Annotated in this window: 2 protein-coding genes and 1 pseudogene; all 3 read right to left on the reverse strand. The window is 57.3% G+C overall.

The window, feature by feature from the left end; genetic code table 11:
• Positions 1 to 1,819: molybdopterin-dependent oxidoreductase (locus tag ACWI8T_RS09085; RefSeq protein ID WP_449138704.1), on the reverse strand; the 1,819-nt coding region annotated here is incomplete at its 3' end.
• A 776-nt stretch (positions 1,820 to 2,595) separates the two neighbouring features.
• Positions 2,596 to 3,012: a GntR family transcriptional regulator gene (locus tag ACWI8T_RS09090; protein WP_449138705.1), complete on the reverse strand. Its 417-nt coding sequence runs from the start codon at positions 3,010 to 3,012 to the stop codon at positions 2,596 to 2,598.
• A pseudogene (locus ACWI8T_RS09095) lies at positions 3,009 to 3,295 on the reverse strand (slipin family protein); the annotation flags it as partial. The pseudogene ACWI8T_RS09095 and the gene ACWI8T_RS09090, both read right to left, overlap by 4 nt.

A 3,295-nucleotide genomic window follows, 5' to 3' on the forward strand; every position in this document is an offset into this window, starting at 1 on the left:
CCAGCCCCAGCTTCTGCGCGAGCTCTGAAATAATTTGTGGATCGGGCTTGCTCTCATACAGCGGGTCGATCGCCTTCTCGTTGTAATTGAGACTCGACGTTTGGCCCGCGTTAGAAACCTCCTCGAGCTCGAACCATTGGGCGATCGGCAACACCATGTCAGCGTATTTCGCGGTATCGGTCATGACGGAGTCGGCCACAACGATGTAGTCCATTGCGGGAATGATAGTATCGGTCCAGGCATGCGTATCGGTGTGGGTGTTGACGGGATTGGCGGAATAGACCCACAGCATCTTGATCGAGGCGTCCTTGCCGCCAAATTTTCCAGTTTCGACAACATTTTTGAAATCGACGCTCTGGATAGAAAGGCCGGTGGATGCGCCGTTCGGGGCCGTGTACGCCGGATTGTTTACGATGCCGTATGTCCAATAGGCGCCATACGATGCGCCTGGCTTGCCCAAGTTGCCCAGAAGGGCGCAAAGCGTGAGACCAGCCATCGTGGTGTGCGCGCCGTTGTTGTACGCTTGCGGCCCGTACCCTTCGTAATGGTATACGGGGCCATCGATACAGATATCAGCAAGCGCGTAGATCTCATCGACGGAAACCTCGATTTGCTTGGAGACCTCTTCGGGGTTATGCTTTGCGATTTCATCCTTCAGCAGCTCATACGCCGTGCGGCATTTAACGCCCTCGAAGTCGTAGGACCCCTCGATTTCGGCAGCGGTCGAAGCCTCCTCGGGCGTCTTGAGCTCGCCGGCGACGAGAACCATGCACGGATCGTACATGGTTTCTTGACCAGTGGTTGGGTTCATCTTTCCCGTCGCGGTCGGCTCGATTCCCATATCGCTTCGACGCAAGAACTTGCCCGTATCCTCGCGAACGAGGAACGGGGCAACCGTATGGTCACGGAGGTAGTCAACATCCTGGGCGCCCTTTTCGAGCACGATGTTCATCAGAGCGTACTTCAGCAACGTATCGGTGCCGGGTCGCACAGAAATCCATTTGTCGGCCTTGGCGGCGATTTGCGTAAACGTGGGATCAATAACCACAAGTTTCGTGCCGCCTTGCATCGCCTCTTTGACGAGGTGCCAATTCTGAATTTGGGCATCGGTAATATTCGCGCCCCACACCACAATGGATTTGGCGTTTTTTGCGTCCGTCGGCTCGTTGCCTTCCCACATGCCCATGCCCATAAGAGGGCTGATATAGTTGCCGGCCACGGCTGCCATGCCGTAGTAGCTTCCCATATCGAGGCAAGGCATGACCGAGCTCGCGTTGAGCAAGGAGGTCAGACGCGAATACGCGCTTGTGATTGCGACGGCCTGGTTGCCCGAGGCAGTGAGGAATGCCAGGGCGCTTTCGCCATACTGCTTCTGCGTTTCCTTGATGTTGTCGGCGATTTCCTGCAGAGCCTCATCCCAGCTAATACGCTCCCACTCCCCGGCGCCACGTTCGGTGCCTTCTACGCGGCGCATGGGATACTTCAGGCGCTGCGGGTCGTAAATACGCTGGACGTGAGACAGGCCTCGCTGGCAAATGCGCGTATAACAGCTCTCGTTGTATTCCGCTCGCGAAGTTTTTACCACCTTGCCATCGCGCACATGGACGTTAAGGTGGCAGAAGCCGAAGCAATTCGGACGACAAACACCGCGGAAAATTTGCTCACCTTGAGTTTCGGGCTGCCCAGGCTCATAGCCCTCGGCGATCGCCGCGAGTTGCGGCGTCACCGTCCCTGCAGCCACAGCGGCAACGCCTGCCGCGCCTGTGGTTTTGAGAAAACTGCGGCGCGTGAGCCCTTTCGGGCTGTGTGCTCCTGACATCTCTCCTCCTCCAAAGATAGCGTCAGGATATCCCCTTTGCATGAGGCGCGTAAGCATTGGCGAGGCTGGCGCATAGCGCGCATGCGGCGGCGCCCGTGTCCAGGCAGCGGCCGTTCCCCAAAACCCCTTGCGACATGCTCATTCTTATCGGATATCCCCCTGCGGCTCACGCGAGCCGCACCTCCGCACCGCCATCCCCCGACAACGGCGCGCCTGATAAGAATTGGCCAAATCCTTATTTGTCATATTGTCACAATGTCTTGCGACATTCAATCAAATTGATTCTTCTATTTTTGGAATAATGGAGAGATAGGGCCGAGAAAATAGCTGGAAAGCTGCACATCTTGGAATGTGGCAGGTGATAAAATGAACTCAGCGGCAAGCCTCACGCTGGCGAGCTAGGCAACGCCGTTATAGCAAAGAGTGGAGCTACCGCTTAACGGCGGTGGCTCTTCTTGCGTTTTGGGCGAGTGCTACGTGCCTTGGACAGACCGATGATAGCAGCCGCGAGCTTGACAATTTCAGTCAGAACCTTAAGCAATTCCATCAATAATTCGACCATAGGGCATCACCTCCTCTCTCGCAGAGAGGGCGTTGCCCGGCACATAAGGCCAAAACCGCTGAGCTACGCTATTGTACGCTACGATGTACCGAGCTCATGGTGAAAAAAGAAACGCCACCGTCGTTAGACGATAGCGTTTTCTCATAGCCAACGGCGTTGCCCGAGCTACCAGACGCGAGCTGCCGTCGAGCCGCATTATAGCATGCAAACCTTTCTACCGTCCATCGCGACGTCGTGCGAGGCGCTCATCGACGAGCGCCGTGATGTCATCGTCGGTAAGGCCCGCCTCTATACAACCGCGAATCATGTCGTCTACCAGCAACTCGACAGGCGTGTCGTATGCGCGCGCCGCGCCGATTTCTTTCTGTTCCAGCACGAACGTGCCCTTGCCGCGGCGCGTGGATATATAGCCTTCGCGCTCCAGATCCATATAGGCACGATTGATGGTGTTGTAGCTGCTATCCAAATCGACCGCCAGCGCGCGCACCGTAGGCAGCTTGTCGCCCGGAAGGTATTTCCCCGACCCGATGAGATACGCGATGCGGTTTTTCACCTGGATCCATACCGGCAAGCCGCTCGAATGGTCGACTTGAAAACCCGCCATAAGATTGCCTGCCTGCGTTTCGCTCATCGCTGCCCTTCCTTGTCAATCGCGTCGGCCAGGCTGTCGGAAAGCGCGCTGGGAACCGTGACCACCGCGCCCTTCGACGACTTCACCGTTTCGTATTGCTGCAGCATGGTGCGCAGACGCAGCGCCGCCGACGGGTCGCCGTACACGGCCGCCGCCTCAGCCAGCATGTCGGCCATATCGGCCTCGGCCGACGCCACTGTCATGCGCGCGTTTTTCTCGCGGTCGGCCTGGGCCTCGAGCGACATCACGTGCTGCAGGTCATCGGGGATTACGATATCGCGCA

It is taken from the genome of Slackia sp. (assembly GCF_977041755.1).